At 59.3% G+C, this 25,180-nt stretch carries 24 protein-coding genes; 11 read left to right on the forward strand and 13 right to left on the reverse strand.

Features of this window, described 5'->3' with window-relative positions; genetic code table 11:
• Nucleotides 1-45 precede the first annotated feature (45 nt).
• A complete protein-coding gene (locus phaeop14_RS17450) occupies nt 46-705 on the reverse strand; it encodes a YjbF family lipoprotein (protein WP_096790394.1) in 660 nt (219 codons plus the stop codon).
• Nucleotides 702-2,831 (reverse strand): YjbH domain-containing protein, encoded by a 2,130-nt coding sequence (locus tag phaeop14_RS17455; RefSeq protein WP_096790395.1) that lies wholly within the window; start codon nt 2,829-2,831, stop codon nt 702-704. Before phaeop14_RS17455 ends, phaeop14_RS17450 begins: the two co-directional genes overlap by 4 nt.
• Nucleotides 2,832-2,958: 127 nt before the next feature.
• On the opposite strand from phaeop14_RS17455, the gene phaeop14_RS17460 reads away from it, so the two are divergent.
• On the forward strand, nt 2,959-3,687 hold the full coding sequence (locus phaeop14_RS17460) for a metallophosphoesterase (protein ID WP_096790396.1): 729 nt from the start codon (nt 2,959-2,961) through the stop codon (nt 3,685-3,687).
• A 140-nt stretch (nt 3,688-3,827) separates the two neighbouring features.
• Nucleotides 3,828-4,481, forward strand: coding sequence for a Rho termination factor N-terminal domain-containing protein (locus phaeop14_RS17465; RefSeq protein ID WP_096790397.1), 654 nt, complete (start codon nt 3,828-3,830; stop codon nt 4,479-4,481).
• A 116-nt stretch (nt 4,482-4,597) separates the two neighbouring features.
• Here phaeop14_RS17465 and phaeop14_RS17470 read toward each other — a convergent pair whose 3' ends face one another.
• The 5 genes from phaeop14_RS17470 to phaeop14_RS17490 form a co-directional block, all read right to left on the reverse strand.
• A complete protein-coding gene (locus tag phaeop14_RS17470) occupies nt 4,598-5,647 on the reverse strand; it encodes a DUF418 domain-containing protein (protein ID WP_096790483.1) in 1,050 nt (349 codons plus the stop codon).
• Nucleotides 5,648-5,785: 138 nt separating this feature from the next.
• Nucleotides 5,786-6,934: a lytic murein transglycosylase gene (locus tag phaeop14_RS17475; RefSeq protein WP_096790484.1), complete on the reverse strand. Its 1,149-nt coding sequence runs from the start codon at nt 6,932-6,934 to the stop codon at nt 5,786-5,788.
• 111 nt (nt 6,935-7,045) lie between these two features.
• Entirely contained in the window at nt 7,046-7,579 is a 534-nt protein-coding gene (locus tag phaeop14_RS19910) for a COG3904 family protein (protein WP_244905851.1), read from the reverse strand.
• Nucleotides 7,580-7,856: 277 nt separating this feature from the next.
• Entirely contained in the window at nt 7,857-9,209 is a 1,353-nt protein-coding gene (locus tag phaeop14_RS17485) for a hypothetical protein (protein WP_096790399.1), read from the reverse strand.
• Between the two features lie 104 nt (nt 9,210-9,313).
• Entirely contained in the window at nt 9,314-9,787 is a 474-nt protein-coding gene (locus tag phaeop14_RS17490) for an MgtC/SapB family protein (protein WP_241770517.1), read from the reverse strand.
• Nucleotides 9,788-10,029: 242 nt separating this feature from the next.
• Here phaeop14_RS17490 and phaeop14_RS17495 point away from each other — a divergent pair, with 242 nt between their 5' ends.
• From phaeop14_RS17495 to phaeop14_RS17515, 5 genes are read left to right on the forward strand one after another with little or no spacing between them, the layout of a single operon-like run.
• Entirely contained in the window at nt 10,030-10,905 is an 876-nt protein-coding gene (locus phaeop14_RS17495; protein ID WP_040182425.1) for an STAS domain-containing protein, read from the forward strand.
• A gap of 1 nt (nt 10,906) precedes the next feature.
• Entirely contained in the window at nt 10,907-11,269 is a 363-nt protein-coding gene (locus tag phaeop14_RS17500; protein WP_040169797.1) for an STAS domain-containing protein, read from the forward strand.
• Nucleotides 11,266-11,673 (forward strand): ATP-binding protein, encoded by a 408-nt coding sequence (locus phaeop14_RS17505; protein ID WP_040169799.1) that lies wholly within the window; start codon nt 11,266-11,268, stop codon nt 11,671-11,673. Before phaeop14_RS17500 ends, phaeop14_RS17505 begins: the two co-directional genes overlap by 4 nt.
• On the forward strand, nt 11,670-12,683 hold the full coding sequence (locus phaeop14_RS17510; RefSeq protein WP_096790400.1) for an ATP-binding protein: 1,014 nt from the start codon (nt 11,670-11,672) through the stop codon (nt 12,681-12,683). Before phaeop14_RS17505 ends, phaeop14_RS17510 begins: the two co-directional genes overlap by 4 nt.
• Before the next feature lie 4 nt (nt 12,684-12,687).
• Nucleotides 12,688-13,842, forward strand: coding sequence for a sensor histidine kinase (locus phaeop14_RS17515; protein ID WP_244905852.1), 1,155 nt, complete (start codon nt 12,688-12,690; stop codon nt 13,840-13,842).
• On the opposite strand, the gene phaeop14_RS17520 is transcribed toward phaeop14_RS17515, so the two are convergent.
• Both phaeop14_RS17520 and phaeop14_RS17525 read right to left on the reverse strand, forming a co-directional pair.
• Complete coding sequence (locus phaeop14_RS17520) at nt 13,834-14,961, reverse strand: amidohydrolase (protein ID WP_096790402.1); 1,128 nt, start codon at nt 14,959-14,961, stop codon at nt 13,834-13,836. The two genes, phaeop14_RS17515 and phaeop14_RS17520, sit on opposite strands and share 9 nt — an antisense overlap.
• Nucleotides 14,954-15,979, reverse strand: coding sequence for a pyridoxal-phosphate dependent enzyme (locus phaeop14_RS17525; RefSeq protein WP_096790403.1), 1,026 nt, complete (start codon nt 15,977-15,979; stop codon nt 14,954-14,956). The genes phaeop14_RS17520 and phaeop14_RS17525 overlap by 8 nt, the downstream gene beginning before the upstream one ends.
• 84 nt (nt 15,980-16,063) lie before the next feature.
• On the opposite strand from phaeop14_RS17525, the gene phaeop14_RS17530 reads away from it, so the two are divergent.
• Nucleotides 16,064-16,537 (forward strand): Lrp/AsnC family transcriptional regulator, encoded by a 474-nt coding sequence (locus tag phaeop14_RS17530; protein WP_096790404.1) that lies wholly within the window; start codon nt 16,064-16,066, stop codon nt 16,535-16,537.
• Nucleotides 16,538-16,624: 87 nt separating this feature from the next.
• Nucleotides 16,625-17,869, forward strand: a complete 1,245-nt coding sequence (locus tag phaeop14_RS17535) for a lytic murein transglycosylase (protein WP_096790405.1) — start codon at nt 16,625-16,627, stop codon at nt 17,867-17,869.
• A 5-nt stretch (nt 17,870-17,874) separates the two neighbouring features.
• Here phaeop14_RS17535 and phaeop14_RS17540 read toward each other — a convergent pair whose 3' ends face one another.
• The gene (locus phaeop14_RS17540) at nt 17,875-18,984 is read right to left on the reverse strand and encodes an NAD-dependent epimerase/dehydratase family protein (RefSeq protein ID WP_096790406.1); all 1,110 of its coding nucleotides are present in this window, start codon (nt 18,982-18,984) and stop codon (nt 17,875-17,877) included.
• A 333-nt stretch (nt 18,985-19,317) separates the two neighbouring features.
• Between phaeop14_RS17540 and paaZ the strand changes: the two genes are divergently transcribed.
• Nucleotides 19,318-21,450, forward strand: a complete 2,133-nt coding sequence (gene paaZ / locus phaeop14_RS17545) for a phenylacetic acid degradation bifunctional protein PaaZ (RefSeq protein WP_096790485.1) — start codon at nt 19,318-19,320, stop codon at nt 21,448-21,450.
• Between the two features lie 34 nt (nt 21,451-21,484).
• Complete coding sequence (locus phaeop14_RS17550) at nt 21,485-22,066, forward strand: flavoprotein (RefSeq protein WP_096790407.1); 582 nt, start codon at nt 21,485-21,487, stop codon at nt 22,064-22,066.
• Nucleotides 22,067-22,129: 63 nt separating this feature from the next.
• On the opposite strand, the gene phaeop14_RS17555 is transcribed toward phaeop14_RS17550, so the two are convergent.
• From phaeop14_RS17555 to phaeop14_RS17565, 3 genes are all read right to left on the reverse strand, one after another.
• Nucleotides 22,130-22,570, reverse strand: coding sequence for a hypothetical protein (locus tag phaeop14_RS17555; RefSeq protein ID WP_096790408.1), 441 nt, complete (start codon nt 22,568-22,570; stop codon nt 22,130-22,132).
• A 4-nt stretch (nt 22,571-22,574) separates the two neighbouring features.
• Nucleotides 22,575-23,636 (reverse strand): hypothetical protein, encoded by a 1,062-nt coding sequence (locus phaeop14_RS17560; protein WP_096790409.1) that lies wholly within the window; start codon nt 23,634-23,636, stop codon nt 22,575-22,577.
• Nucleotides 23,637-23,726: 90 nt separating this feature from the next.
• Nucleotides 23,727-25,052, reverse strand: a complete 1,326-nt coding sequence (locus tag phaeop14_RS17565) for a vanadium-dependent haloperoxidase (protein WP_096790410.1) — start codon at nt 25,050-25,052, stop codon at nt 23,727-23,729.
• Between the last annotated feature and the right edge of the window lie 128 nt (nt 25,053-25,180).

Genomic DNA, 25,180 nt, shown 5'->3' on the forward strand with positions numbered 1-25,180 from the left:
CGGTCGGGGTGGGATGGCGCTGGCAAGGCGCGTTGAGGGCGCGGATCATGGTGTCACCTGCAGCCGTGTTGTTACTGTACCAAGATAAGGTCCGGTCCACTGGCGGCTCTGGATGAGCCTGTTGTCGGTTGCTCGCAGCCAATAGAGGTTCAGGAAACTCTGGTCCGGGTTGACACAGCTCTCGGCGATCAGGAGGGTGGCGATTTCCTGGCCTGCAACGGTCAGCGTGCGGTTGCCGCGATCCCTGATGTCGCAGTGGTAAGTCCGGGTCTCAGTCTCATCATTGCCGGTCAGATAGCTGTGAAATCGCTCTGCCGGACCTTCTGCATGTGCAAAAACACGACGACGAGACTGCTCCAGGTCCACAGCCATCAGGCCCGCGCCGAAGCCACGGGTTGCGCGCAGCAGTCCCTTGTCGGTCTGCAGGCTCGCCCCGTCGGAGGACAGCCATGTGACCAGCCCGGCGCGGCGGGTTTCCTGCAGCATTACACCGCTTCTTCCGGTCTTGAGAAAGCGGACCTGCATCTGCTCGGCACCGGCGTTGGCCAGCATGGCGGCGCGTGCAGTGGTCTGGTCCGAAAGACCTCGTGTCAGCTGCTCTGTCGTCAGGATCTCGCGTTCATCATTCGTGCAGGCCGCAGTGCTCAGGCAGGCGAGGGCTGCGATGGCACTGGTGAACCGGTGGAGGCGTCGCGCGGTCATCATCTGCTGTAACGCCCCCATTGTGCCGCAAGCGCCCGCCCACGGCTGTCTCTGACCTTGTCATAAAGGCGTGTCTGTACGTTCAGGCGGGCACCGCCGTCCCGCAGGACCGGGCGGATGACCTGTGTGATGCTGCGACGGGAGGGTTTTCCGGTGAGCCAGGCAACCGGCACCTCAACACGAATGCCCTTGTCAAAGGAGCCCTCGCCAAATTCTTCGTAGGAGGCGTCTGTCAGCGTTGCAAATGCGCCGACTTTGAAGCCGTTGTTGAACTCCCGATCAACGGTAACCGTGGTGCCCCAGTCGCCGGCAAGATACCGGCCCATATCGACCTGAACATGATAGTCGCCGCGAGTTTTGTAGTAGACGGAGGCATGGCCGGTCATGACGTCATAGTCCTGGAACCCGAACTGGACATCAAAATCGCGCTGTCTGGCATAGTTCAGCTCCGCTCCAAGTGCGAGGCTGCTGCCAACTGGAAACCAGAGCAGCTCTGCTGAGATGCCGCCGAACATCTGCTCAAGGTAGCCTGCGGTGACGCGGGCAAACAGATCCTGACCGGGCCGCCAGCTATAGTCAGCGGTCAGATGGCTGAGGCGCAGGTCGGATTCTGATGCATAGCGCGCCCAGTCCGAACGAACCCGGGGCAAAACTGAGTTCGACGGGCGGGCCGAGGCATCAAGGTTGCCAACCACTGGCTGACGCAGCTGACCGGTAAAGGTCCAGCCGGGCGCAGGCTGGTAGCTGGCTTTCAGCTCCGCGCCGATCTCATAGCGCAGCGGCTCATCCGGATCAAAGAAGGAAAGTTGCGTATAGGGCCCAAAGCGATAGGTGAAGCGGGGAAAGGCAGCAACATCCTCATCCACAGCGATGCGGTCCGGGGCATCTTCGATCTCAGCGCGGGCGAGGCTGCGCCACGCTTCATCCAGATCCCCCTCCAGCTCGTAGAGGTCGCTGCGCTGGCTTTTGATGCGGGTTGTGGGCAGTCCGTTCTCAGCTAGCGTCACCTCAAAATGCTGCAAATGGGGCGGCAGAGTATTGGCCATGACGCGGGTTGTGCGCCCAACCGCTTGCGCCGCCGCGCCGTAGCGCAAATTCTCCACGGTGATGCGCGCGCTGGACCCTTCGCGTTCAAAACTGATCAAGCGAAGGCCCTCTGCCTCCAGCTGGGATTTCAGCACATCGTTCAGGCGGGGAGGTTGTGGTTCATCAGGCCCGCCCTGGGCGAGGTTCCAACTCGCCACTGCCACCTGTTCGGCTGGTTTCAGCGCGGGCGCTGCCGCCCCCTGACCACCGGGTGTTGCGGCGCGGCGCGGGTCAAACGCATAGCTCAGCTGCACGGCAAGCGCAGAACCATTCAGATATGACCCGCCCAGGGTCACGCCATTGTCGAACTGATAGGATGCCCCGATATTGAAGGGGGAGCGAACATCGCTCAGCCCGCGCTGAGCCTCTGCAGCATAGGTGTCGGAGGAATATTCCGCCATCACAGACCATTGCGGAGTCACATCCCAGCGCAGCCCACCGAAGAGGGCAGCGTCGCCCCGGAACCAATTGCCGAAATCCAGCTGGCCTGTGGTCGATATGCCACCGGCATTTGAATCTTCACGGGTATCAAACCGCCCATTCAGCGCGGTCAGCGGATTGCGCTGCCCGCCGCGTCCCGCCAGCCGCCCCCATCCGATCCCGCCGGTAACGATAACATCGGGCGTCACGTGTTTTGTTGCGACAAGATATTCACTGGCATAGACACCGGTGCCTCCGAAATCGCGCAGGCCAAGGGCAATGGCAGGCCCGGCAGCGGTTTCTCGGCGCAGCTGAAAGTGAACATCAAAGCTGCGGTCATAGCGGCTGAGACCCACCCCGGAATCGAAGTCCCGCAGAAAACTGTAGCGGAAGCTGCCGTAGACATTCGGCAACATTTGAAACGTCAGGGTATTGCGGCTGGTGTTCTCAAAGTTCGAGGTGGTCAGCGCCAGTGTTCCATCCGGCAGAACCTCAGCAGTTGGCATATCAACCAACCCCGGGGTCCCATAGGTCGACAGAGTTTGGGCTGGGGCGCGGATTGCACCCAGCGGGCCGCTGAGCGTGCTCAGACAGCCAATCAGAAGAATTGCGTGTACCCGCATTCCCACCCAGCCTCGTCGTGCCCACCTTTTTTGGTGGTGCTTCTTCACACTGCGCCCAACCCCGCCTAACACTAAACCCGCAGATTTGCCGGTTGAAACAGCGTCAGGCCCCCAGGGAGCAGCGATTATGTTCAAAAAGTTAATTACCGGAGTTCAGGGAAAATCGCAAGATTTCGTAGCTCTCAACCCAGAGCTGCGCTTTTACGTGATCGGAGATATCCATGGCTGTGATGACCTGCTGGCCAAACTTCTGGGGCAACTTGATCCTGATCTGCCGGTGGTTTGTCTTGGCGACTATATCGACAGGGGAGAGCAGAGCGCGAAGGTTTTGCGGCGGCTGATGGCACGGCCTGATATTGTTGCCCTGACCGGCAATCATGAGGCGATGCTGCTTGATTTTCTGGCGGACCCAATCCCGAACGCGGAGATCTGGCTGCGCAATGGCGGATTGCAGACGCTGGCGAGCTTCGGCGTGGGTGGGGTTTCGGAACAATCCTCTGCAGCTGACCTTGAGAGTGCGGCGCAGACGCTGCGCGCGGTGATGGGTGCCGAGATGATTGCGTGGCTGGAGACCCTGCCGGCCTGCTGCCAATCTGGCAATGTCTTCATGGCCCATGCCGGTGCCGATCCCGAGGCGCCATTGACGGCTCAGTTTCGGCAGGCGCTGGTGTGGGGCCGCCCTGATACGCGCCGCCTACGTCGTGAGGATGGTATCTGGGTCGTGCACGGCCACTGGATCGTGAACGAGCCGACCGTCGCCGAGGGGCGGATCGCATTGGATACTGGCGCATTCGCCACCGGCCGTCTGACAGCGGCAGAGATTGATCGCGGCGAGGTTACGTTTATCTCGACGTGAAATGGATCTTCTCATGTCGGGGAACGGAAAGCCGCTTGGCGCGTTTCTCATCAAACCTACATGCTGACGGGGCGAGGGTGGCGGACGCTTTTCCTGGTCGGGCGGGTTGCTGATTGCGATAGCATCAGGAGGAGCGATTGATGACAACAGCCAAGAAGAATGACCCTGAGCTTTGGCAGGAGGTCAAGGAAGAGATCACGCAAAGCGATAAGGGCGGTGAGCCGGGCGAATGGTCCGCCCGAAAGGCCCAGCTGGCTGTGCAGATGTACAAGCGACGCGGCGGGACCTATGCAGATGACGGTCCCGATCAGGACGAGACTGACCTCAACCAATGGAGTGAAGAGGATTGGGGCACAAAATCCGGCGCCAAAAGCAGCGACACCGGCGAGCGCTACCTGCCCAAGGACGTCCGGATGGTTCTGACCGAAGATGAATACCAACGCTCAACCGCGAAAAAACAGAGCGATACGCAGGATGGCAGTGAGCAGTTTTCCGATCAGCCTGATGACGTCCAAGACAAAGTTGCGCAGATGAAGGAGAGCGGCCCGACCTATGATATGCTGTACGAGCGGGCGCAGGATTTGGAGATCGACGGGCGATCTGAGATGTCCAAGGAAGATCTGCTGAAGGCGATCCGTCAATCAACCGATGACAACGGTCGTGCCAAGGGCAGCGAGGCCGCTCTGAATGCGAAAACCAAATCCGAATTGTACCAACACGCACAGGATCGCGATATTCCCGGCCGCTCTGACATGACCAAATCTGAACTGGTTGATGCCTTGGCCAAGACCTGACTGGGTCTAATCAAAGTCGTTTCTAGTGATGAGGATTGTACTAAGGTCCTCATCCTTCTTGCAGCCACAGGTGCGCGGGGTGTGTGCCTATCTGGTACCGCGCAGAATACGAACCGTTACCCCGCCAGCTTGCGCATGGCCATTTCGATCGGGCCGGTTTTGGCAAATCGTGACCAGAGCCACGCATACCCGGTCGCACAGATGCAGAACAGAAGGGCTGCCGCGACGGCGGTCTCAGGCGTCTGGCCTTCCAACATGTTCATTTCTTCAAGAATACCCATGCCGATGAGAATATGCGCAATATAAAGCGTCAGGGTCTGGCGGCCCGCGGGGGCCAATGCCTGCACGATGCCGAGCTGTTGCAGCGTCGGCGTCACCAACAGGCATCCACCGATCACGATGCCGGCGGAGGAGAGCCCGGCGATCATGTAGAACGGCATTGGCGGGATTGGCAGTGTTGTCGCCAAGTCTGCCAGTTCAGGATCAATCTGCTGAAGACTTTGAACCGCGATTGCGCTGGTTGCTTCGGTCACCGTGTAAATCACCGCGCCGACGAGGATAAGGCCGATCTGAAATCTTCGGCTCTGCAATGGCATTCGAGACAAGACGATACCGGCAAGCAGAAATGCAAGCCAGGGTACAACAGGGTGCCAGCCATTGAACAGAAGATGGCGCAAAAACCCCGTTATCGTCCAGAGGTCTGCATAGGTATAAAGCTCCCAATCCCAGCCGCTGTCGTAGTTGAAGATCAATAGCATCACTGGAAACATCAGGATCAGTATGGCAGTGAGGGATGCAAGCACCCGTGTCGACGCTCTCAGCAGGACAGCCGCGCACATGAAATAGACGGCATAGTAATGCAGGATATCAGCGTCAAATATCAGCATGTTGATCATCCCGAGGCCCATCAGGAATGCAGCGCGCCGTACCGTCGTTGCAGCGATGCTTCCAGTTGACCGGTCTGACGCAAGGCCCAGCCCAATCCCGGCCAGAACGACAAAACATGCGGCCGCGCGCCCTTCAAGAGCGGTGCTGAGAAACGCCACAACACCCGTGCCGCCCTCGGCCCCCATGGCGATCTTGAAGTTGACAATGACCATTCCGACAAATGCGAAATAGCGTGCAAGGTCCAGGCCTTGCAGACGGGTTGCGAGTGTGGAGCTCATAATGATTCCAAAATGAATGAACGTACGTTCATTATATGAGGTGCGCATATCCCAGTTCAAGGCGCCAAAGGCGCCGCGCATGTGTTTATATGTCGACGTTGGTCACGTAGACCGGGCGAGCTTAATTTCGGTGCTTGCTTAGCCCAATGCGCCGAGCAGGGCTTGCGATGGGGTCCCGGTGACAGGCAGGCCACGGCTTTGCTGATAGGCGCGGATGGCGTTTTCGCTGTTTGGTCCGATAACGCCATCAGCACCGCCAGTGTCAAAGCCCTTCGCGGTCAGGCGTTTCTGCAGCAGGATACGATCATCCTTGGTCAGCCCATTTGCGTCTGGTGGAAAGCTGCTGCGCAGGGGGCCGGCCCCACCGATACGATCCGCGAGATGACCAACCCCGATCGCGTAGGCGTCAGAGTTGTTATAGCGCTTGATGGCGCGGAAATTGCTCGTGACGGCAAACTTCGGACCGCCTGCCTGGGGTTGGATGAGTGTTCCGCTGGCGGCGGCTGTTCCGCTCACCTCTTGACCCCAGCGCAGCCCGCGGGTCCAGCCGTTGCGGGCTAAATAGGCGGCGGTTGAGGCGAGCGCGTCGCTGGGATCTTCGGACCAGATATCGCGACGACCATCGCCGGTAAAATCAACGGCAAAGGCCTGATAGGACGTAGGGATGAACTGGGTATGCCCCATCGCACCGGCCCAGCTGCCTGTCATGCGTGCGGCGGAGATATCGCCATTCTGCAGGATTCTAAGGGCAGCCATCAGCTGTTTCTCGAAAAAGGCGCCCCGCCGGCCGTCAAAAGCGAGGGTTGATGTGGCGGAGATGACCGGCACGTCGCCCCGACGCTCTCCGAAAAAGCTCTCAAGACCCCAGATCGCAGTGATGATTTCGGCATCAACACCATAGGTCTGCTCAAGCGCGTTGAGAGTGCCGCGATGGCGGGCATAGGCCGCGCGCCCTTTGCTGACGCGTTCGTCGGAAGCGGCAATAGAGAGGTAATCCTCAAGGCTGCGTTTGAACTCTGTCTGGTTGCGGTCGCGTTTGATCACACCCGGCAGGTAGCCTGCGCCACGAAACGCTGCATTGAGAGTGCTGTTGCTGATCCCGGCGGCGCTTGCACGTTGGCGAAACCCGGCAACCCAAGCATCATAGGCCGCGTTGGGCACCGGGCGCAGATCGGCCGGTAACCCGCCGACAGTGCGCGGTGTCGATGTGTTGGTTGCCCCTTCGCTGCAGGCCCCGAGGCCAAGCGCCATCAGTCCGAATCCGAAGCTGCGTCGTGAAATGCTCATCTGCCTGCCTGCCATTTGTTTTTGTCACTACAATCCTATCGGATCACTGCGGTGCTGCAAGGCTTTGGCTGGCGATTATTCGCCTGTCATGACGGAGGGGCGTCAGCGCGCCTACTCTGGATCACCATCTGTGGTGGTGAGGCGATAGGTGCTCCGCTCGGCGGGCGTCAGGAGGTAGATTTCATCGGATGGCGTCATCAGCGCAGGTTGCATCATCAGCGGATCAACGCCCATTTCCTGAAGATAGCTCATGACCTCACCCTGACCGCGCTGGATCTGCTCTACGGCGACAAAGGCGGGCAGCACCGTATTTTGGCCGAAATAATGCTGATGTACGCCGATCATGGCGTCTGCATCTGCAATTCTGCTGACCCCGGCGGCCAAAATATAGGGGCACGCGGACAGGCAGATGTCACTGGCACTCATCACAGTGTTCATATCTCGTGCGCGCAGGGCGCGACCAATGGTCAAAGCGTCAGAGACGGAGCCGCCCGGGCTGTTGAGGTAGGCTCGTGACGGCAGGGTTTCCAGCGTCTCCAGATAGTCGCTAAAGCGCGTCGCGTCGCCCTCGGCGATCCGGCCAGTCAGGGTCAACACGGTTTCGCCCTGCCACTGAGGTGTGGCGAAGGTCAGCCTGTCGGGCATATTCTCAGTGCTGGGCAATGGTCGGCTGCCAGGGGAAGGCGGGCGATCTGGCAGCTGTGTGGGAGTGTATCGCCTGGTCTGATCGCCAGGACCAATTGGTGCTGTCAGCTCCGGTGCGGTAGAGGGCCAAGCCAGTTGCGGGATAAGCTTTGCAAGATCCGTTCCGAGCAGGACAGCCGCAAACCCGAGTTGCGCCGCAAATACCCATCGCAATACGCGCCAGGTATCTGGCCTTTTTCGACGGCGCGCGACAGCTATCGGCTGGGGGTCGTCGCGATCAATCGGCACGGCGTTTATTGTCCAGACTGGCGATATCCGGCGGCTGACTGCCGGGTGCGGGCGGGGTTGCGGCGAAGGGGCCCGCGCGTTCCAGAGACGTGTCAATATCCCGGATGGCTGCCACGGCGGCGCGCAGCTCTGCTAGCGTCATTGTGTCCTCGGTGGCGGCCCCTTCACGGCCGGCACGGATTGCCGCTTGTGTAATGGCGACAATCAACACCAGCACCGCCGGCAGGAGGTCAATCGCAATCGCGCCTGCCCAAGAGGGTACGAAATTACCCGCGTAGAGAATAACAGCATCCGCAGCAGAAACAGGAGTGTAGGTGGTATCACGTGGCGGGGTCATGCTCAGAACCGCGCTGGCCGCAGTGCCAAGCCCATCTGCGCGTTGCGCCAGAACACGGCGAACGCTGTCGATTGTGGCCTGCTGCCCCTGTCGGGTGGCCGCATCAGAACCGTCCAGTTCTGGTGTAACGACACTGTCGGAAAGGTCGCGCGCGGCCCTTTGGACCAGTGGGGCGACCGACAGTTGGCGCAGCTGGGTGATGACATTGGCAAGGCGCACAGCCTCTTCTGAAAAGAGGACTGACCGCTGGGCGACCGGACCTTGTTCGACTGTGAGCGCCCGCATGCGTGACAGGATGGCGTTGCCCTCATCAAAGGCTGCCTCTACCAAGGGTTGCTGGCTGGTGATCTGCGTTTCCAGCGCCGCCAACTCATCCGATTTCTGGCGTAGCAATCGGAATACTGCGCCCTGACCGGCGAAACCGGATAATTGACCGGTCGCCTCCTGTTCGGAGAGATCAACAAAGGTTTGGCGCACCCGCGCCACATCCCGCGCCAGGCTCTGGCCGCTCTGGGTGATTTCATCTGCCCGTTCCAATGCGGTCTGATAATCCTGTACAGTCACGGCCAGATGTTGCTCAACAGCTGCGGCTCCTGCCAAGGCTGCGGCATTTAGCCAGGATGACATTGCGATAATCGCAACCGAGCCTAGCGCCATCGACAGCACAAGACCGATACGCGCAGCGGCTGTCCGTACGGTTGGCACAAGGCGCATCATATAAGACCAGAATACAAAAATTCCGACGGATACGGCCACCGAATAGGCCAAGGCTGCAATCACCGAGAATGCGCCGGTGTCATCCAAAAGAGATGAGACGCCGAGATAGGTGTAGATCCCCGAAGCGACGGCCAGGACGCCAAGCGCAGTGCCTGTGATGCTATCAAGCCAGCTGAGGTGGTCCTCCAGATCGCGGGCGTTCTGCGCGGCGCGAGCTTCGCTCCGACTCAACCCGGTGGCGGATCCGGTTGCACGATCTGAGTGCTGGCCGCTGGGTTCCGTGGTCATGTGCGATGCTCCTTGTTGCTGGGTCCAAGATATGACGCAGAGGGGCAGATGCAATCGCTGCTGTCGCAGCGCTGGTGAATTGCCGCTCGAGTTACGTAGGTGAGTCAATCGCCGCCATCAGACGCGTCCCGGCCCTTGTCGAGATCTGGCTTGTGTTGTTGTGCCCAATCAACGATGGCGAGGATCAAAAATGCCAGCACCGACACCGTGGTCGCTTCAGCTAGGAAGCCAAATCCCACAGCAATGCCAACCACGCCGACGACCCAAATGGCCGCACCGCTGCCAACCCCCCGCAGCCTGCCGGTTTCGGTTGTAGACATGATCGCCCCGGCACCTAAGAACCCGATTCCACCCACAATACCCTGTATTGTCCGGGATGGATCGACGGCGGCAGTCCCGTTCTGCGTCGCAGCGGCAATATTGAGGGTTAGCATTGTCAGAGCAGCGCACCCAAGGCAAATCAACATGTAGGCGCGTGCGCCCAGTGGCTTCTTTTTGATTTCGCGGTCGAGACCGATCAGCAGGCCCAGTGCGACGGCGAGGCAGCACCGAAGTAGAAAACTGTCGTAGGCGACCATGGTAGCAGTCTGTGATGCGGACATCGTTGACCTTTCCAAGTGAGCAACCGAAATGCGCGGATACTGTCGCGATACGGCCATTGCACCCTATCCTTGCAAGAACGAAGGAAAATTTCCACCTCTCTATCCATGTATTAAAACTCTCTGTTTACACTCGGGGCTGCAGAGCGCTATCAAAACACTCACTCCACAGAGCACTCCGGCGCACCCTACGTCGGATCTCCAGCCGAAATGAGGTAGAGATGTCCGAAACCGCCACTGAAACTGTGCTCACGATTTTGCAGAATGATTTCGAGGAGATCATCGACGCCTGGATTTCTACCCAGAGCGACGAAGGCGTGCAGCGGACGGATCTTTTCAGCCACAAAGAAGGCCGCGAGCAAACAAGCGTGCTGGTGCGCGCATTGATCGTCGGCATCGAGAAAGGTGCTACCGGCGACCGGTTCGATCTGTCGAGCGACGCCTGGGCGGAGTTGCGCAGCGTGTTGGTCGATGTCACTAAGGAGCGCAGTTCGCGTGGTGTAAGCCCCAGCGATATGGCGTCCTTTGTGTTGGCGCTGAAGGCGCCGGTGTTCTATCGTCTCAAAGACAAACTGGCAAAATACCCGACCAACCTGGTTGAGGAGATCTGGTTCTTCAGTCGGGTGATCGATGCCTTTGCGGTTTACTGTACGGAGGTCTTTATCGCCGAACGGGACCGCATTATCGAACAGCAGCGTGACCAGATGCAGGAGCTGTCCACACCGGTGGTTGAACTGTGGGACAAGGTACTGACCCTGCCCCTCATCGGCACGATGGACTCAGCACGCGCGCAAGAGGTGATGGAAAACCTGTTGGAAACCATTCTGCGCCGTCAGGCAGAGGTGGTTATCGTCGACTTGACCGGCGTGCAGACCGTGGACACCCAGGTGGCCCAGCATATGCTGCGGATGGCTGCAGCTGTGCGCTTGATGGGCGCGCAATGTATTATCAGTGGTATCAGCCCGACCATTGCGCAGACTATGGTGCAATTGGGCGTGGATGTTGGGGAAGTAACGACCCGGTCTACCATCCGCAGTGGGCTGGCGGATGCGCTGAACCGTGTAGGGTATGAGATTACCAGAAAGAAGGATCGCTGACATGTCCAGCGCGTCGGCCATCTACTTTGTCGAAGGCGTTCTGTTGGTTGCAATTCAAGAAGACATTTCCGACACTGATATCTTGGATTTGCAGGAGGCTCTCTCCGAGCGTGTGATGGACGAAGCTGCGCGCGCGGTGGTCATGGACATCAGTGCGTTGGAAATTGTCGACACTTTTGTGGGCCGTATCTTGGCGCAGCTGGCCAGTATGTCCAAGCTATTGGATGCCCAGACATACGTGGTTGGCATGCGTCCGGCGGTGGCAATGACTCTGGTGGAATTGGGCATGGATTTGCCTGAGAGCAAAACGGCGCTCAGCCTGACACACGCGTTGCGCGATCTGCGCGGCGAGAGCCGGGGATGATACCCACGGATGGCGTTCTGATCGGTATTTACGCGCTGATTGGGGATCGCGACGTCATTCAGGTGCGCCGAGTTGCCGGTCGCGAAATGGATCACCGCGGAGCGCGTACTGTTCAAAAAACCCGGTTTGTCACTGCAGTCAGTGAAATCGCCAGAAATGTGGTGATGCATGGTGGCGGAGGCGAAGCGCGTATCTATATGCACAGTGAACCGTCCGCGATCAGTGTGGTCTGTGTCGACAATGGGCCCGGGATTGCGGATCTGGACGCAGCGTTCAGCGATGGATTCAGCACTGCGGGCAGCATGGGGCGTGGCCTTGGTGGTGCGAGACGGCTGAGCGATGCATTGGACGTTGAGACCGAAGAAGGCAAAGGAACACGCGTAACAATGATGGCCCGGATATGACCCATTGGTTGCCCCTTTCAGATCCCAGCGACATCTCCGTCTGTCGCCGAAACGCGCGCCAGCTTGCGCAGGCCGCGGGGTTTTCGCGTCCCCGGACCGAAGAGATCGCCATCGTTGTCAGCGAGGCGGCGACCAATGTTCTGCGATATGCCAAACGGGGCCGTTGCCTGTTGCAACAAATGCCCGGCATCGGTGGTCCGCGTTTGGCGATGGTCGTCGTCGATCAGGGTCCGGGGATTGATACACTCGACAAAATGATGCGGGACGGGAGCAGCAGCGAAGGTTCGGCGGGGCTGGGTCTGGGTGCGATGCAACGGTTGTCGGACCAGTTCGACATCTATTCAAACCGTGATGAAGGCACAGTCGTTGCCTGTGAATTCCAGCTACGCCCATACCGGCCAGCCGCAGTGGACGTCGCGGGTCTTTTAGTGACGCACCCTGGGGAAACCCGCTGTGGTGATGCTTGGGATATGACCTGTGTGGCATCCAACACCGCCTCGGGTGGCAGACTGGATCTGATCCTCTGCGACGGGCTTGGCCATGGTCATCGGGCGGCCGATGCTGCTGAACGGGTACTTAAGGCCTTTGGGCAAAAGCCGGGGCGCACCCCTGCCGCGGCCTTGGCAGATATTTCGGATGATATCGCTGATACTCGCGGAGCTGTTGCGGCCTGTGTCGCGGTGGCTTCGGATGGGCGGCGCTTATCTTATGCCTCGGTTGGCAATATCGCTACGATCCGCGCACGGCTCGGCGAGACAAAGCGATTTGCGACGCGAGATGGCCATCTCGGAGGAGGAGTGCGTTCTCCATTTTCAGATGAGATCAGTCTCCAGCCTGGCGATACGGTGATTTTGCACAGTGATGGGCTTCTCACGTTGCGTGACCTTCATGAGAAGCCCGCTCTGCTGATGCGTTCGGCACTGTTAATTGCAGGAAAACTTATGGCCGAGAATTTCAGGGGACGCGATGACGCCAGTCTTGCCGTCATAAAAATTGCGAAAGAGATATAATTCCGTGTCCACCGCCTTGATTACATTGAAGATTGATACAGAACAGGATGTTCTGAGGCTACGATTCATCGCGATGGCGATCACCAAATCATTGCAATTCGGGACATTTTCGCAGACGCGGGCGGTAACGGCGCTACTTGAAGCGGCTCGAAATGCCCAACAGCATGCTGCAGTGGGGCGGGCTCGGTTGAGCTTGCAGGAGCATGGGAAGAAGGTGGCTCTGCGTGCCATTATCACGGATCAGGGGCCGGGTGTTGAGGGGCTCGAGGACATACTGCGGGGACGCAGAGGTGGGACGGGTCCGGGGTTGGGGCTAGGGTTACGTGGGCTGTCACGCCTTTCGGATCATCACGCGATACGCAGCGGGCCAGAGGGCACGGAAATCGAACTTCTGTTCCTGAGCCCGGTAAAAAGCGATGAGATGATCGCCTCTGTTCAGGCCGCGACTGATGCTATCAGCAAGATCCGCGATGCTGATCCTGTTGCTGAACTTGCAGAACAGAACCGGGTGCTGCTTGAGGCGTTGACGGAACGGGATCTCCTGATGAAAGAGGTTCATCATCGGACGGGCAATAACCTGGCGCTGATCGGCGCGCTGATCCGGATGAGCCGGAGAGGGGCCGAGGCACCGGAAACCGTCTCGGTGTTGTCGGACCTGGAGGCGCGGGTCCAATCGGTGATCCGCGTGCACGAACAATTGCAGCGTTCTGCGCGGGTCGATCATCTGCAGGCAGTGCCTTTCCTGCAGGAGGTCGCGACCAATGCCGAGGGGGCGTTCAACTCCGACAGTCTCAACGTGACGGTGTCGGTACGTGGTGACGACATTGAAATTCCCAGCTCTATGGCGATTGATCTGGGCCTTATTACGGGTGAGCTGCTGACAAACGCCTACAAGCACGCCTTTGTCGGGCGTGAGCAGGGAAATATTCTGGTTGAGCTGACCGAACAGGATGATGCATTGCGACTGGTGATCGCGGATGACGGGCGCGGCCTGGCCGAGGGTGATGCCCGGCCTGAGCGGTCAGGTTCTCTCGGCTGGCGTATGATCCGCAGCATGGTCGGAAAATATGCAGGCACCACTGAGGTGGATGGCTCCAATGGTATGCGGGTGCAGTTCACTCTGCCATTCGCCCGCGAACAGGCCGACAGATCAGCCTGATCTGGCCAAGGCGCACCAGTACGCAATGCCATGTTCGATGGCGCTGTCGTTGAAATCATACCCTGGATTGTGCAGCGGCATAGCATGGGCGCCGTCAGTGCCATTGCCCATCAAGACAAATGCGCCCGGCCGGTGCTGCAGGAAGGCCGCAAAATCCTCTGAAAACCCCACACGCCCATACTGCGCGTCGATGCTGCCAGCGGATCCTGCTGCAGCAACGGCCAATGTGGTTGCACCCGCGTCATTTACCAATGGCTGGAATGATGTTGAATAGGACACCTCGCAGCGGGCGCCTTGTGCGGCACAGATGCCACTGGCGATGTCGCGCATACGTTGTTCGATCGTGTGGGAGACATGGGCCTCAAATCCCCGACAGTCTCCGGAAATCAATACGTTGCTAGCCAGAATATTGCGCGCACCATCGGTTTCGAAATCCGTTATTGAAACGACGCAATGATCCCGTGCTGACACCGAGCGCGATGTGATTGTCTGTAGTTGGGTGACGATCGCAGCGCCTGTCACGATTGGGTCAATGGCTTTCTCCGGCATGGAGGCATGGCCGCCCCGCCCTGTGATGCGGATCTCGAAATTATCCTCAAAGGCACAGAAAGCGCCGGTCTCAGTCGCGAAGTGACCAAGCGGCATCCCCGGCATATTGTGAAGGCCATAAATCCGGGTGATATCAAAGCGATCAAACAGTCCATCGGCAATCATCGCCGCAGCGCCCGTGCCGTTTTCTTCATCCGGTTGAAAGAGAAAATGAACGGTTTGATTGAAATCTGGATCCTGCGCCAGACGCAGGGCAGCCCCCAGAAGCATGGTGCTGTGCCCATCGTGACCGCAGCCATGGAACCGGCCGGGATGGCGGGAGCGATAGGGGAGGTTGGTGGCTTCCTCAATCGGCAGCGCGTCCATATCGGCGCGCAGCGCGACCCCGGCGGTAGACTGACCCCGGGTCAGGGTGGCCAAGAGCCCCGTACCACCAATTCCGCGGGTCACCGTCAGCCCGGCCTGTTCCAGCTCTTTAGCAATGGCATCTGCGGTACGCGCGAGGTCAAAACCTGTTTCCGGATGCGCGTGTAAATCACGCCGAAAGGCGACGAGATCCAGCTCAGGCATCGTCAACGCCCCCCTCTGAGAGGATCACCAGTGGCCGCATGTCAGGAGATGTGCCCGCCTCCAGATCCTGAACCAGAGCCGCCAACCCGGCAGCGCCGGATGGGGTGCTGGCAATCCCGAGCGTGGCTGAGACCTCGACCCCTCTGAGCGCCTCTGTATCAGAGATGGTCACGTATCGGTTGGCTGCCTTGGACAGTATTTCGTAGGCGAGCAGTGAGGGTGTCTTGCAATCCAGACGCCCCATATTGGAGACCGGGCCGTCTACTGTCACCATTTCGCCCGCGCGTGCACTATGCTGAAGGCAAGGCGCGGCGTCGGGTTCAACCACGATGATTTCGGGCTGAACCGCCCAATTGGTGCGGATCATATAGGCCATCGCACCAGCCAGCCCACCGACACCAGCCTGCAGATAGACATGGGTCGGCCATTGGCCCGAGCTTGCGAAACTGTCACGCATTTCCTGCGCGATCACCGTGTAGCCTTCCATCACCAGACGAGGGGGCTCCGTGTAGCCGGGCCAGGACCCATCGGCTAGGTGAACAGCGCCGCTTTCCTCAGCGTCCTTGATGGCGGCGGCGATGCTCTCCTCATAGGTGGCACCGGAGCGGACGACCTCTGAGCCCTTGGCGCGCAGCCGCTGGACAAAATCCTTAGGGACGGTATCGGCGAGATGGATCCTGCAAGCCGCCCCAAAAAGCCGCGCTCCGGCGGCAACGGCCATGCCATGGTTCCCAGCACTCGCACAGACGAAGGTCACATGTGATGCCGCCGCCCGCCCGGCGTCACTGGTGAGATCATTTTCCGTCAGCCCGGTTTCGCGCATCAGCAACTCGGCGACGGCGTAGACACCCCCCATCGCCTTGAAGGCGCCAAGGCCCATCCGATCGGTTTCATCCTTGATCCAGACCTGCTTTCCGGCCACCTCATGCACGGCCAGTGGTGAGGGGCGATACGCGGGGCAGGCCTGCAGCATCTGCTGTGGTTTCGCGGGGTCGAGCGTGACATTGATCTTGTTCATACCGGCAGTCTAGGCAAGAGTGTTGCTGTGTTCTGGTCAATATTGGGCCACATGCGAAAAAATATTGCATACTGGTGAGGTTCTGTGGGCGAAAGACTCGATAAGGCGGATGTGACGCTGCTGACCCTCCTGCAGCGCAACACGCGGCTCGGGCTTGAGGCGATGGCAGCTCAGGCAGGGCTGTCTGCGGCCTCCGTCCAGCGGCGCCTGAAATCGCTACGCCAGCGCAAGGTGATCACGGATGAAATCGCATTGGTCGATCCGGCTAAGGTCGGTATGCCAATGACATTCGTGGTGATGGTGGAGCTGGAGCGGGAGCGGTTGGACCAGATTGACGCCTTCACTCGCCGGGCTGGTTCCGAACCGATGGTCCAGCAGTGTTACTATCTGACGGGCGAGGCGGATTTCTGTTTGATCTGCACCGCGTCGGATATGGAGGCCTTTGAAGAGTTGACCAAACGGCTGTTTTTCGAGGACTCAAATGTGCGCCGTTTCCGAACTTCCGTGGTGATGGGGCGCAAGAAAGTCAGCCTTGAAATTCCGGTCTCTGCCGGATGAAATCAGGTGGGCAGGGCGGTGTCTTGTTGCGGGGCCGCAAACGTGGTGCGTGCCGATTCCTAGTTATCACCGAACGGAGTGTCTGAGATGCTGTTTCGTTTACTATCTCTGTTGTTGATCCTCTTGGCGCTGCCATATGAGCCTGCGTTGGCCGTGGATCGCGCACAGGTTGAAAAGCAGTTTCAGCAGTGGTTGGTGAAGGAGATTTGGCCCGAGGCGCAGGCGACCGGGGTGCGGCGCCCGACATTTGACGCGGCCTTCTCCAGAGTGAGCTTGAACTGGGACCTGCCGGATCTGGTGCCGCCCGGCAGCAAAGCGGCCTCACCCCGCCGTCAGCGTCAGGCGGAATTTGGCGCGCCCGGACGATATTTCAACCGCGGTTCTGTTGACGGGGCAACCTCCATGGGGAGGCGGATGGCGAAGCGGCACGCGACCGCCCTGCGGCAAACCGAACGTCGCACAGGCGTGCCGGGTCGGATTATTCTGGCGATCTGGGGCCGCGAAAGCGGCTATGGTCAGGTAAAGATCCCTCACAATGTCTTTGAAGTTCTGGGCACCAAGGGCTTTATGAGCCGCCGCGCTGACTATTTTCGCCAGGAATTGATTGCCGCGTTGCAAATCGCTGAGGCCGGACATGCGCCTGAACAAGCGATGAGAAGCAGTTGGGCGGGCGCGCTGGGGCAGCCACAGTTCATGCCGTCCAGTTTTCTCAAGTTTGCCGAAGACGGCGATGGGGACGGACGCGCTGATATCTGGCGATCAGAAGCGGATACGATCGCCTCAATCGGGGGGTATCTGGCGCAACACGGCTGGGACAAGACCCGCGACTGGGGGTTTGAGGTTTCTGTGCCCGCGTCGGTATCCTGTTCTTTGGAAGGACCAGACCAAGGGCTGAGCATTCGCGAGTGGGAAGCCCGCGGCATCCGCCGCAGTTCGGGCCGAGCCTTTCCGGCGCATGAACGTGATGGCGTAGCCTATCTGATGATGCCGGCAGGGCGCAACGGGCCGGCATTCCTCGTGACACCGAATTTCTATGTGCTGAAGGACTACAACAAGAGCGATCTTTATGCGTTGTTTGTCGGGCATGTCGGGGATCGCATCCAGTTTGGCGTGCAGGACTTCCGGGGCGCTTGGGGCCGGGTGGACAGCATGCTGCGGTCTGATGTGGCCACCATGCAGCGCGGTCTGGAACGGCGCGGCCATGATGTTGGCGGCGCAGATGGGCTTGCGGGGTTCAAAACGCGGCGTTCGATCGGACGCTGGCAGGAGGCAACCGGACGGCGGGCGACCTGCTTCCCAAGTGCTGCACTGCTGGCTGACCTGTCCAGATAAGCCTATTACCTGACCACTGCGCCGACCGGTTCAGCGTTGATTTGCAGACCGTTCAGCTTTGGTTCGGCGCGATCATCCAGCCAGTGATAAAAGTCGGCAACCATCTCCGGCAACCCGTTGCGGGGCGGTGCAAGGCTGTCTCGCCTGGTAAAATCAAACGCCGTGTTTGCTGCGGGGACTGTCCCCTCGGGGACAGCGATGGGCAAGGCCTCTTTGGGTGCGAAATTAGATATTTCATTATATATATCAGACCACTGCCAGCTTTTCGCAACGGCAAAATAGCGGCCTTCCGTTTCAGGTTTTTGCAGAGCCGCCAGACATAGACCTGCAAGATCTACTGGATGGATCAGCGACATTGACCCATTGGGCATATTGCGATGCCAGGGGCGCCCCTTGACGGCCATGTCATGAAGCCGGCCCAGCACATGACCCTGATCATGGCAGGGCAGTAGCCCGGGGCCCAGGATCATACCCGAGAGCAAAATAACCAGACGCAAGTCACGGTCCTGTGCCAAACGTGTCGCGGCAATCTCCATCGCAGTTTTCTGGGCCGCGATGAATTTCCCGTGTTCAATCTGGTGCTCAAGGTCAGAATGGTGCTGCAGTTCATTCTTGATCGCGGGGGGCGGGTTTGGGTCTGCTGAGGCGGTGCTCGACAGGAGCACGATATCACTAATCCCGTTGCGATCCGCCGCTGTGATCAGGTTTCGGCAGGCTGTTTTTGCGGGGGTTACGCAATGCGCCATCCCTGCGCGCGGATCCAGATCGTTTGCAGGGGTCCCGTCCGGGGCGGTCCGAATGGATGGCAAGCAGGCAATGACCAAAGCATCGCGACCCTTCAGTGCGTTGGTAAAACTTTCAGGATGGGCGGTGTCTGCGGACACCAGGCGGAGCCTGTCGCGGGCGCCGGGTAAAGCCATGAGCGGAACAGTTTTTGAGGTATCTGTCGCGTCCCGCAATGTGCCGGTAACAGACCACCCCGACGCGAGGGCGGCGCGGGTGATATGTGCGCCTGCCAGTCCGGAAACACCCGCCACACAGATATGTCGAGCCTTGCGTTGAGTACTGCCAAAGGAAGCTTGTCTCAGATTTTGCGGCAAGGTGGCACGGGTCATGGCATTGTCCCCTTATTCAGAGCGATACGTTCAAACTGGGTGAGCCGACACGCGGCGCGCCCTCCATCCGCAGGCAAGCTCGCAGCGGCACGTCAAAATTGCACATCGAAAATCTTGAGGTCGGGCATCAGCGATGTCTGATGGTCTATGCGCCCGGCAGCCTCAGAAATCCTGAGGCGCAGATTTCAAAGTTTCGATTGGATGTAACGTGCGCTTTGCATGAACCCTAGCAGCGAAATGACTGGAACCTTCTGGCGCGTTAGGTCGCCGTACAAGGCCCCGGTTATCAGGACACCGCATCATCCGGCGATTGATCAACAAGAGGGCTTTGAAGTGACCGATCATGTAAAACGACCCCGTTTTCTTCAAAGTCTGATTGCAGGGCGATGGGATCACTGCGGCGCGCAGACGCAGATGTTTGCTGATGCGGCAACCGATCAACCGAATGCTGTGCTTGCCTACGGTCGCGATGACGGGACCCAGGCTGTTGATTTCGCTCGAGCGGTTGGCGGGCCTGCACTGCGGGCATTGGGGTTTCAGGATCGTGCACAGCAGCTGCGGGATGTTGCACGCGTTCTGAAGGACAATCGCGCTGCACTTTATCGTGAAAGCCTGACCATTGGTGCGACACGGCATGACTGCGCACTGGACGTGGACGGCGGTATTGCGCGTCTGTCGGCGCTGGCGGGGCAGGCGTTGAAATCACTGCCCAATGCGCCAGCCCTGCACGTTGAGGTTGGTATCGGGCCGGGCAGCACCACCGGCCGCCAGCAGATCCTCGCCCCGCTGTCCGGTGTTGCGGTGCATATGACTGGGCTGGATAATCCGGTTTTGGGGATTCTGGAGCAAATTGCGCCCGCACTCATCGCTGGCGTGCCATGTATTGTGTGTCCCGACCCGGTCACTGCCTGTGTGAGCGAGCGCTTGGTGAAGCTGATCCACGACAGCCAGATCCTGCCCACCGGGGCCTTGCAATTGGTATACAGCCCGCCGCTGGAGATTCTGGACAGCCTGTCCGCCGGAGATGCAATCAGCTTTGCCGGGTCCCGCAGCGCGGCCCAGAAATTACGGCAGCACCCGGTGGTGGCTGCTGGTCTGGTGCGGTTGCAATCCTGCGAAACGGGTCTGTCTGCAGCCATCCTCGGCAGCGATGTGGTGCCCGGCAGCCAAGAGTATCAGTTTTTCTTGCGGGAGATCCGCAGTGAATTGATCCTGAGGGCCGGCCAGCGGCGTCATGCAGTGCGCCGTATTCTTCTGCCCCGCCACCGCGAGGCCGAAGTCCTCGCTGATCTGGTCACGACATTGGGGGAGACCATCGTTGGAATGCCGGATGATGTGGCCACCCAAATGGGGGCATTGGTCTCACGCGGGCATCTTGAGACGGTGCAGAACGCATTGGGTGGATTGCGTCATGGGGCAGAACTCCTATCCGAACCGATTTCTACCCCTGTTGAGACGGGCGGGGCTTTTCTGTCGCCGATGCTGTTGCATTGCTCCCAGCCTGCCAACACGCCTGATGTTCACCATACCTTTGTTCAGGGACCCGTCGCGACGGTAATGGCCTACGACAGCCTATGTGACGCCATCGCGCTTGCCAATTTGGCGCCCTGCTCGCGCTACTCAAACGTCTTCACCAACGATAGTCCGCTGGCACAGGAGGCAGCGGCCTGCCTGACATCGGCGGAAGGTCAGATCCGTATTTGCGGAAGTGATATGGCGCGTCAGGCCTTGGAGTTGTCGCCGGATCCATCAGTGCCGCGGCTGTTCGCAGCGACGCATCACGCACAGGTCTGCGGTGCAGAGGACATTCGCCATGCTGTCGCCGCCTATATGATGCGCACGGAGATACACGCACCGCCGCAGCTGCTGACCGCGCTCACAGGGCGATGGGTCGAGGGAGCGGAGACCAGGCACAACGGGCACCCGTTCCGTAAATCTCTGGAAACATTGCGTATTGGGGATCAACTCATCACTGAAACGCGACAGATTACCGAACAGGATGTGGAGCAGTTCGCCCATTTTACGGGGGATGTTTTCTACGCCCATATGGACCGGGAAGCCGCGCGCACGCACCCGTTTTTTGACGACCGTGTCGCGCATGGGCAATTGGTTGTTTCCTTTGCGAACGGGCTGTTGGTTGACCCCGCGCCGGGTCCGGTTCTGGCCAATATAGGCTCCGATAATCTGCGCTTTCACGCGCCGGTGTATTTCGGCGATTGCCTGCATGTGCGTGTGACCTGCAAGGAAATCACACCGCGCGCCTCTGCCCCCTTTGGGGATGTGCGCTGGGACTGCTGCGTTCTGAATGCCTGCGGTGCGGTGGTTGCGCGGTTCGATCTGCTGACCCTGGTGATGAAAAGTTGGCCGCCGGTTCCTCAGGACAACGTGAGTGAACATAAAGCTGCGCCGCCTACGGAATCCGCACCTCACAGGGCACAGGATCCGGTTCAGCAACCGGCTGAATAGACTATATTAACCAACTGATAACAGGACATTTTCAATGACTGAAACTGCGATTGGCTCTGCTGCGCGGCCCCGTATTCTGATTGGGGTTACGGGGTCCCTGGATGCCACCATGCTGCCGCTATACCTGCGGGCGATCAAGAACGAGATCGACTGTGAACTCACCGCCTTGTTTACACCGACTGCAACGAAATTCGTGAATATGGACGCGGTTGCGTTGTTTCTGGATCGGGTGATCAGCGGTGATAACCCCAAGGATTGGCCCACCGATAAACCGGGCCGCATTGTTGCGGATCACGATATTCTGGCCATTCTGCCCACGACGGCGAACACGCTGTCTGCGATAGCGCATGGATCCTCGCAAAACCGCCTGACCACAGTAATTCTGGCGGCGACCTTTCCAGTGTTGCTGTTCCCTGTCATGGGCGGTCCGATGTGGGAGAAGCCGGCGGTGCGTCGCAACGTTTCCCAGCTGCGCGAAGACGGCTATGAGGTGTTTGAACCGGTTTGGCGTGAGAACTATGACCCGCTGCTGAAGATTCAGCACGGACATCACTCGCTGCCCGATCCGGAGCAGGTTGTGCAGATCCTGCAAAACCGGTTGCCCACAGCCCGCTGATACCGGCCAATAGGGATCTGATACAATCCGGCGCAGCTGCATCTGCGCCGGTTTTGCTGCGCGTCAGAGGGCGTCAATCGTGACCGTAGCGGCAAATATCCCGCCCCCATGCCGCCCGAGAACCCGATGATCCTGTGCGCGAAGGGACACCGTAACCTGATGCCGCCCGGTTGGTAGATGTCCGAGCACGACATCTGGCTGATAAGCAGTAGCGAGTTTTATGTCACCAAGATGAACATGGGCATGCCCCCGCGCAAGATCTTTGGCATCGCTGACGCAAAGGTCTGTGAACACGAAATTCTCGACCTCGATCCGCAGGCGCCAACCGTCTGCAGCGTTGTAGATGCTGCTGACCCGAAGGTCCGGCTGCGGATGGTGAGAGGGGATAGTGACAAACAGTTGAGCGGGCAGGGCCTCCACCTGTTTGATCTGCGGCAGGCAGGCACAGATGACGATGAGCGGGGCCGCGGCAAGCATGCTGATACAGAACACTCTTCGCAGCATTCAGCTAGATCCCTTGGGCCTCGACCAGGGTTGCTTGCGGCCGCTGGAACAGGTCAACCGGGGCGCCGCCGTGCAGCAGGAAGAATAGAAAAACCCCGTATAGATTGCCGTGCAACAAAGGCGTTTCCTGCAGGCTGATTGCGAAGAAGCTGAACGCGCAGAGCAGGAGCAGCGAGATCGGCCGGATCAATTGTCCAAGAGCCAGAAGAACCCCGGCCATCAGTTCAATCGCCATCATGATCAGTGCAACAACCGGCAGCGGCAGGCCGAAGAACCACATATCGCCATGCTCCAGAATTGCGATCAGCAGGGTGGGCTGCAGGAATTTTACCAATACGGCAATGGCCGCAAAGGTCGCGCCCATAGCCACTTGAACAAGACTCCAGACCAAAACGGGCGCATTGGGAAAAAGCGGTGGGAGGCTTGGCGGCAACAGGCGATCAAGGCTGAGCGCGCCACTGCCAACATGCAACAGCAGAAACGCCGGCGCGGCAAAATGGAAGCCGTAGTAGGCGATGAAATCGATGGAGAAGAGGCAACTGCCCAACCCAACAAGGCCGAGAATGCCAAGCGCGGCCAGCCGTGTGCCAAGGCCCAATACCAGCAACACAGATGTGATCAGCGCCGGCAACGCCAGCCAGTCCCAGCCTGGGATAAGTGTCAGCTGCATATCGGGGACAAATAGCGTTGGCGCGCTCCATGTTTCAGTGCCATGCCGGGGCAGACCGCCCAGAGCATTCATGCCCACGGTCGTCCCCAGACCAAGACGCAGGCACAACGGGCCCCAATCGCGACTGCGATCACTCAAACGCCTGAAAATACGGTCCTCCGTTGGGCGCAAGAGTTGCCCCGCAAGCACAGCAGCGAAAACGGTGAGCGTTGCGAAGAGGGCGAAGACAAGCAATAGGCCCGGGCTGCGAAACAACTCGGGCACGCTTTGCAGTGACAGGGTTTGAACCTCTTGGGGCGTTAGCAGCCATGGTTCGTGTGCTGCCACAGATCCGCTGGTCAGGATCAGGCCGATGCTCAGACCGAGAACAATGCGGGCAGAGACAGGCTGCGCCATGGTCTGGCTCCTTGGCTGGTGGTGGGCATATTCGCAGCACGCCCCGCAACAAGTGAACCTGCTGCGGGGGACCACTTTGTACAGGCAGTGTTATTGCGACAGTTTGGTAGTTAGAACGCCTGCACACTCCGTCGCTGCCGCGCTGCCTTTGCCCGAACCGGCGTTTGTCGGGGTCAGAAATTCAGCGCTGATGTGGCTGCCGATCTGATAGCCAAGCATGTCGCCGACCGTGTTTGACCGGCGGTAGTGTACGCCGCCGATGACGCGCGATTCTGCCTCCTCTTCAGCGAATTGCGCGAAGGTCTGATAGCTGCGGCTATAGCCGTCTTTCCCCTCAAAGCTAAAGGAAAACTCATCCGTACCAAAGACAGTTTCCATGACCTGCTGAGCGGCGCTGCCGCTGGTGCAGTGCTGGCAGGGATATTCCGGATGCATGGGGGCAGCCACCAAGGGGGTCCAGCCGTCCATCGCGTCCAGTGTCGGGTGGTCGTACCCGTCGCCGAGGGCGGCGATCGCAGTTTCTGGCCGCCAGAACTGATAGGTGTATTTGGCGTTGAACCCGGCAACCAATGCGTCGGTCAGAGCGATATTCAACAGTGCCAGTGTCCGGGCTTCCTCAACCAGTGGGAGCGCGCAGGCACGGCTGCTGTCGCGTGCGATCTGGTTCCAGGCTCCGGAGCCTGACCCGGCATGAAGTTTTGCGATGGCCACCAGTTCAGGATTGCTCTGCGATGCTGCGCCGCCGAGATTAGCGACCTCCGCAAGATCACGCTGAAACTGAAAACTATTGAGCTCGGGTGGTGGCGGGACGTCAAACTGCTTGGCAGAGGTCAGAGCGAAGGGCTGCATGTTGCGGATTTTAGGGGCAACCATCGGCCGCTCAGAGGTGGGCTGGTAGACGCCGTTATCCGCCTGACCAGGGGTGAAATCGCTTGCAAAATCAGCGCCATCCGCCGCCCGTTTTTCGAGCACTGCCTCTGCGGCAAGGGCGCCAAGCTGGACACCTGCCTCCCGGGCCTCATCATCTGTGATTTCGCTCAGGATTGTCTCGGCAGCGGCAGCTAGGTCTGCCTCGCGCTCTGGCATAAGGGTCTGCATGACAACCAATGCCGCCTGCGTTACCGCAGCGCGCCGATCGGCATCCGGTTGCTGAGGGCCATCATATGCATAGGCACTATAGCTTCCCTCAATCGCATTTGCAGCGTCAAACATCGCGGCATGCAGCAATGCCAGCGTACGCTGACGTTGTGCGCCGGGCCATTTTTCCTCAACAACAAATCGCATTGCGGTTTCCTGCCAATCAGCAGCCAGTTCGGCCTGAGCTGATCCGCTGGCGGTGAAAAAGAGCGCGGTGGCCAGACCGGTGAGACAGGTGTGCGAGAGCAGCTGGCGGCGCCATGGGGTCAGGGTGAACATCGGAGTACCTCGTCCGTGAAAAGTGCAGCTACAGGTAGAAACGCTTTGGCAGTTCGCACAAATCGAAAGTCCCGAAGACGCCCCTCAGTATTTCTTCTGGGGCGCCTTCACCGTGGCAGGATCAGCCC

It is taken from the genome of Phaeobacter piscinae, from assembly GCF_002407245.1.
GTDB classification, from domain to species: Bacteria; Pseudomonadota; Alphaproteobacteria; order Rhodobacterales; family Rhodobacteraceae; genus Phaeobacter; species Phaeobacter piscinae.